Annotated in this window: 3 protein-coding genes; all 3 read left to right on the forward strand. The window is 37.6% G+C overall.

What is annotated here, in order from left to right; genetic code table 11:
- Positions 1-12 precede the first annotated feature (12 nt).
- Genes P0Y67_RS21965 through P0Y67_RS21975 form a run of 3 tightly spaced genes read left to right on the forward strand, consistent with a single transcriptional unit; the run spans position 13 to position 7,310 of the window.
- Positions 13-1,431: a hypothetical protein gene (locus P0Y67_RS21965; protein WP_342393592.1), complete on the forward strand. Its 1,419-nt coding sequence runs from the start codon at positions 13-15 to the stop codon at positions 1,429-1,431.
- Positions 1,432-1,459: 28 nt separating this feature from the next.
- A complete protein-coding gene (locus tag P0Y67_RS21970; protein WP_342393593.1) occupies positions 1,460-2,602 on the forward strand; it encodes a Tricorn protease domain-containing protein in 1,143 nt (380 codons plus the stop codon).
- Complete coding sequence (locus P0Y67_RS21975; protein WP_342393594.1) at positions 2,592-7,310, forward strand: OmpA family protein; 4,719 nt, start codon at positions 2,592-2,594, stop codon at positions 7,308-7,310. The genes P0Y67_RS21970 and P0Y67_RS21975 overlap by 11 nt, the downstream gene beginning before the upstream one ends.
- Positions 7,311-7,497 lie beyond the last annotated feature (187 nt).

Genomic DNA, 7,497 nt, shown 5'->3' on the forward strand with positions numbered 1-7,497 from the left:
GAGAAAAAGTAAATGAAAAAAGTGAGATATGTAAAGGCGAATTATACGCCGCTGGAAGACATCACCCCGTTGCCCCGCAATGTGGTCAATCAACCGATAGAACCTGTACCAGAGCACAAACTGGTGGTGGAACTGGCGGGACAGTGGCCTGGTAACAGCGCCTATTTACGGCTGGCAAAAACGGATCTGCAGAGCGAGAAAATTGCGAAACCTCGTGCAGATGCCAAACATGAACACCGCAGTTTGGCCGAGTTTAAAGGCCTCGAGAATGAAGCAAAGAATTTATACCTTGTGATTCCATCGCGCGTTTATCCAAGCCCTATCACGCTTCTGCTGGCGGAAGGCTTGATGCCAGTAGAAAAAGAAACCGAATTGGACGAGTGGGAAACTGTTTTGGTGCCAGCAGTGCCCATGTATTTCAAAACAGAAGATAAAGATCCGGCGCAAGCATCGCTTTATGAGTCGGGATATATTTACCTTTTTCTCGATGGAAAACTGTGGCGCGAAATTCATGTTACTGAAAAAGGCTATTTCAGCGAGGTGAATCTGACGCTGGGCGCAAGCGATGATAAGTCAGAAGCATCAGTCGTAGAGCGGCATGTGGACATTACTTTGGTCAGTGAATCGTCAGGGGCACGTTATTCGTATGAGCCTTATGAGATTAAGCAAGATGGTAAAACAGTGTTTTCCTCGGTGCTGGATGGCTCTGGTATGGCCCGTGTTTTTGGTCTGACGTCTGAAGAAGTCGACATTGTTCTGACTGACTATTCACCGGTCAGGACCTTTACATTAGTCACCAAGGAAAGTCCAAAGAAAGGCGGCCGGGCGGTTTTACGTGAGTCCGAAGGGCGGGAAATGCCGCATATCTGGCTTCCCTATAAAATCAATGGTGAAGAAGTGCCGCTGCATGCGATTTTTTGCAGCCAGCAGCAAACGGAAACACAACTCTCTCAGCTCGAGAATGAGTATGCAGAAAATGCAACCGAAATTACGGGGTTGAATACATACAGTCAGGATAAAGCATTCACTGATACCACAGCGGTGATACAAGGTTTAACTGTGCCTGAATCACTCAACTCAGATTCTGTGAAATACAATCTGATCAATAATCAGGTCGACAAGAACGTTGCTGCGGTATACCTCAATCCCCCTCTGCCAGAGATTCGGTTTACTTATTATGCGCACCCTCAGGTTGATCAGCCTGATGATTTCTTTGAATTGTTTGACACTGAAAACGAATGGTCGCAAAAAGTGTACTTAAGAAGTTGTGACTTTATTGACAAGAAACATCGGATGATTCGGTTCTCAGGTTGGCCAAGTGAAGTGAAAAAAGTCACACTGAGCCGAACCAATAAAGGCAGCGAAGACTTTGATGAGATTGAACCTGTGATTATTTATAAAGATATAGATATCACTGAACTATTAAATTAAGACGTTGGCGAAAGAAAGCATGATTACTATGAAAAAAAGTATGAAATCAACACTAAAACTCAGTTTATTGGCAACTTTGCTCCTTGTCGGTTGCGGACAAGATGAAGCCATAGTTGAAACTAAGCAACCAGAAAAAGAGCTGTCAATCGTAGAGCAAAAAAATGCTCAGGAATGGGAAGATGGCCGGATTTACATTACCGAACATAATTATGTTCGGTACCAAGATAACAACGGAAAACCCCGTCACTATGTTTTTAAAGCCAAGGAATGGCCGCGCGAAGACTTAGACAATGAAAGCTCTTATGACTTACCCCGTATTGTTTTTCGCTGGAATAATGGAGAAGGTGAGTCAGATGATTATTATGAAAGAAAAGACAAAGTATGGAGTATCAAAACAGACGGAACAGATTTGAGACTTGTTGCAGATGAATTTGAAGGTATTGTCCGAGTTATGCGGATATCACCAAACAATCGATATTTAGCATTTAGCTACTCAACTAATGATGGAATATATAAAGTCATTAAAGACTTGAAAACTAATGAATATATAGAATTGGGTCGAAGGTATGGTCGAGAAGACTTGTTATGGTCAGAGAAAAGCGACTATTTGTATTTTTATGAAGGAAGAAAAAGTTTTAAGTATAATATTTTGACCAAAAAAATCGAAGATGTTGATGTGCAATTCAACCAATATTCAGTAATCAGTAATGAGAATAGGTTTGTTGTAAATGATTTTGGTGTTGCTGTATATGATGAAAAAGAAAATCTTTTATTATACAGTATTGGGTTAGAAGAAACCTCTGACAATGTTAATGAATATGATTTGAGGAAAAGAGGGGTTAGTCCAACAGGAAAGTATGCTTGGGGAGAGTCTTATAAATATCGATTTTTAATTGATATAGAAAATAAAAGTTTTGAAAAAGAAGAAATCGATCGTTCAAAACCAGGTGATTATGAAATGTTAAATATATTAAGTCTGGATGCGAATTTTGCTCGAAGTGGCGGTGCTGCGCAAGTATTCCTATTCCAGCTTGGTGAAGATAAAAAAATAAAAGAACATCAAGTTTGGAAACAGATAGGTTCAGGGCACAGTGCAAATAATTCATCACTTTATAATGCATTTGCAAATCATGGTAATTTTGTAAAAGAGGGTGTAAATAATGAAAAATAAGAAGTCACCTTTATGCTATTATGTTTTCGGAGCTAATTTCTCTCAAGGTAAGAGTGATAAATCTAAATCAAGAAAAGATGAAACTTATCATTTAGAAAGTGATTTATCTAGACATAAAATTAATAATGTTAGACCTCTAAGCTTGATACCTGTGCTTGCTGTTGGTGAAGACTCAAACAGCTTATGGGCAACAGATATAAACTATCGTTTATGTGCACTGAGTGCAGGAAGTCAAGGACTGGAAGGCGATCAGGATAAAAGTTATACGTTACTCAGACATAGCAACCCTGTTCATGATTTAACCAAAAGTGTTTATCAATTAAAGTTTCCGCCACTGCCATTGTTATTGAAATTGGCACAATCTAAAAAAAGTGTCAAAGAATTAACTGAACAACTCAATGAATTGTCGGATAAAGTTGGCTCAGAACCCGTAAAATTTGCTTTAACAACCATAAGTTTAGAACAATTGGCACCTGCATATGAAGTTGGTGTTGACGGCCAATTATCTGACGAGAAAAAAACATATAATGATTGGTTGGAAGGAGTAAAAAGTGAAGGAGTCCCACTAAAAGGATTTATACTACCAGTATACGCCACTTGTGCAGTAGTTTTTTCAAATAAAGATTATCTTGATGCAACAGTATCAATTCACCATTATGATGAAACAGGTAAAGATAAGTTTGGAGATCAAATTAAAGCGCAGGTAACTTTACCTATAGTTAATAATAAGGTAGATGAAAAAGCGCATCCCTGTGCTTTGTTTCATTTAGATAGTTCGACATTTGAAGAAGGCCTCTACACTGTCAGGGTTACTTTTGACCCAAATCAAATTGAGTCAATTCCTGATTCAATTAAAAAATCAAATATAAGAAAAGTGAATATTGGTTTTAAGACAGGGTTCGAATATGAACTTCGAGAATATATCCGCTTTGCCCCAGAAAATCCGTTAGGAAAAATTGCAATTGTATCAGGCGATATGATTTCACTCGAAGAAAGTCTGATTTTCCAGTTTCCGCAACTTTTAGCAGGTATGCAAAAGTTTTTAGCAAACCAAACAGCTATTGAAGGGGTAAAAAGTCCGGCACTTGATAGTTTAGCCTCTTTGAAAGCGATTCGTGATGCTTCAGGTCAGGTTGCAGCAGGCCACTTAAATGGTGGTTGGCAGGATATGTATAATAGGGATGGTGGGATTAAAACCTTTAATACAATTAGTAATTTGTTCTGGCAAGCAATAGAGAAAGAACTTCCAGAAGCGATGCAAGCAACTGGTGAATTATACTATGGGCTATTTAGTGTAAAAGAAGCTTATGACCACTATAAAATTTTATCAGATAATACTTTAACAGCTGCAGAGAAACAGCTTGGAAGTGTATCGCTATTCAGAGATAAGGTTATTAATATTGCTGACTCAAAGGAATATTTCGGTCAGTTTTTGGATGATTGGAAGAAGAAAGATTATCCAGCACTTACAGGGCGACTAGCTGAATCATGGTACGGTGGTGTTAGCGGTCTGGCAGAGCACGGGCTCACATTTATCAGTACTGCTAACTCTATGTATGAGTTACTTGAGAACTTCAAAAAGTATCTGAAAACGCAAGAGGATGTTAACAAATCCAAGAAAGGTTTGGACGAAATTGCTTCCGATTATTTAGATAAAATCCCTGTCTGGAAAGAAAGTGTTAGTCAAGATGCAGAGCGTATAAATAAGGCTATAGAGCAAGCAAAAGAACAACTTTCGAATAGAAATGGTGACATTTATAAATACGATAATATCAGTTTGTTAACAGATAACAGAGGCTCTGGCTTAAAAGTTCTTTTCCATTTTAACTCTCGGGAGAAAGAACTGAAAAACAGTAAACCAGTGATTGATGTATTAATTGAGGCATTGCAACATGAGCCACAATTAAGAATAGAAATTGAAGGGCATGCATGTCAGGTTGGAAGCCCTGAAGCGAATAAGCTGGTTTCATTTGAGCGTGCAATGAATGCGAAAGCAATGTTTCCTGATAACTTACAGAAGTTTATCAAAGCAACGGCTTTGAGTGATGCTTATCCTATATATAAACCTGAGAAACAAAGTGATCTTAGAAGAGATAACCCGAAACTGGAAGTCAATCGCCGTGTTGAGATTCGAGTTTACTTTACGTCACTTGATGTTATTTTTAATCCAAGCAGATTGGGTTATCAGGCAATGGAAAGGGCAAGACTTAAAGCCATTCACGCATTAAAAAAAGAAGATGACAGTGAACTTGAACTGTTGATGGCTTTGTTAGACTCGCTTCTTGAAGTTGCTCAGTACATTCCACATCTTGCACCATTTGCAAGAGGCGTAATGGTAATGATTGAAGGCGGTAAGGTAGCACAGTCAGCTATTAAGGCTTTAGATTCTGCTATATTTGAACACTGCTTCGATGAGTTTATTAAAAATCAAGGGGAAGTCAATCATTTGAGGACTCTCTCAAGACTTAACCTTGAAATGTTGCATGAAGTAAGAAAAATAAATCTTGATTTAAATAAAAAGCATGAATCTTATGAAGATATGTTGAAATTCCTTCATGATGAAAAAACAACAAAAGAACTTTTAAAACGTTATAAGTTAAGAGCGTTGGCTTTAAATGGCCTCATGTATATATTTGCTTGGCTCAAAGCTAAGAAAAATGAAGTTAATCTAAAACTTTTGACTGAATATGAAGTGTCGGAGTATATAGATACTTATATAAATCGCGATGATTGGACGACTTATACTCGTTTTACAGATAATCTTGGATTGAAGTGGATAAACAGTATTCACCAGAAGAAACTATTCTTAGGGAATGGTGGTAATACCTATTCGAGCTTTGGATATTCTCCTATACCTCTCCCAGTCAGTAAAGAAGTGTCAAAAAAGTCAGATTCTATTATTAAAGAAAACCCGAATGTTGTCTCAGGTAATTTTAATCGAGTTTTCCCCATTCAAACAAAGCTGTTTGAACATGGAGAGGAGAAACTTTTTGAAGAGTTTGCGAATAATTTTTCAATTATAACTGAATATTTACGTGATGAAGATATTGGTTTTTGTCGTATTTTGATAGCTGAACCCAATGGTGAATACTGGCAGACATTTAATGATTGGCATGATGTTAAAAAGTCAAACCGTCTTGGACCTTATCATAAAGTAAAAGCACAGCTTATTTTGAAAGATACGCTTTCTAAAGTAATTACAGTGAAACTAGGGTATGACAGGACAGATGGTTGGGACTTGTCTGGACCAGAATTTGAAGCATTGATCACACCTATGAAACATTCAAGCTTTAGTATCGATCCGGATGGAAAGTTAAAGAAATACTATGATTCTCAGGGTGAAACTGTTTTATCTGGTGTTGAATTTGAGCCATTTTACTATTTTGGTGAAGTGCAGATCCCTGGTTTAAAACCATTAACAAGTAGTTTTAGAATTGACTTCTTATCAACAATAGATGCTGGGAATAGATTGCGTTTCTATCTTGATGAAGGTGAAAATAGTAGTAATTTTAATTATTATATTTCACAAGGTGGATTTAGAAATATGGAATATACGCTATGGATGAAAACAGGTTCGCATAGTGTAAAGTTACCAACATATTATGATCATAGAATTCATGGTTTAGAGCAGTTCGAAGACAATAAATCAGGTCTGAATGTAGGCGTGCACGGTGAAAATAGCTCTTTAGTGACACTGCCAACAAAGTTTGGAACTGAACCATTAATCTTGCAAGAGAAAGATACATTAGTAGAAGCTTTCACATTAGCGAAAGATACTAATAGTCTGCAAACTGTGCCTATTGTAGAGAACATTTGCGCTAAAGCTGTAGGATTCGATTCGAAATTCACAGGTTTAAACATATTCACTAAATCCGGTAAAATTGAAGATTTTAAATGGACGTCAAAAGATTTATCTGAAATATCAAAAACTGAATTTAAAAGCTTTGTCCATTCTGAACAAAATCCAGCTTCTTTATATGTACTTATTGTTGCTGAGAAAAACAATATCGAGCATTACAAGAAGGTGAATTTAAACTGGAAAGATGTTGATATGGCTGTTCAATTAGTGATGGATGGCTTTGCCGTGGATAGAACTGTAGGGCCTTCATACTTTTCTAAACTATGTTATCAGGGCGAATTGTCTTTTAGTGAATATCATTCAAAAATGAATGTGAGTCATGGAACTAATTATGATGAATGGCGATTGAACACTGATGAAAAGTCATCTCTAATCAGTTCTGAAAGTGAACATTTCTTTAAGAGGTCACTGGAAATGATAAGAAAGGATCCGGGTGATCTCGATGAAGGTAATACTTATTCTGTTTATAGTATGGAGATTAAACTAAACTATATATCTCCGACTGGGATTCAAGTAAAAGGATTACGGCCATTCGGTGATATTTTAGGCAGTATAACACCTAAACTTTCATTGAGTTTGAGACAGGTAAATCTTTCTCAATCAACTGTCTATGATCCTTGCAGCGAAATTGAGCTGGAAATTAAGTCTTTAGGTGGAAAGTATCATGCTTATGTTCCGTGGGTTGAAGAGCCTAAAGATGATAGCCTTGGAAGTACAGATAAATCAGCGTTCGAGCGTTGGAAGACGTTGACAGACTCAGAGAAACGCCAAACGCTTCTTGATTGGGTCAAGAATCAGCCAACAGCAATTGAGGCACCACGACCGATAAAGGAAAGTCTTAATAGTTAATACGAAGGCCCTGTTTATCAGGGCTTTTTTCTTTTTCTTGGTAATAGAATACGGTCTACCTCACATGAACATACTCCCCGGCACTTTCACACTCATCACTGCTATCACAGCCAGGGCGAGAGCACGTATGCTCATTTCTTATCCAAACCTTGGATTCCCGCCAATATTACTTGCTCCAAATAGGCAA

It is taken from the genome of Photobacterium sp. SP02, assembly GCF_038519165.1.
Lineage (GTDB): Bacteria > Pseudomonadota > Gammaproteobacteria > Enterobacterales > Vibrionaceae > Photobacterium > Photobacterium halotolerans.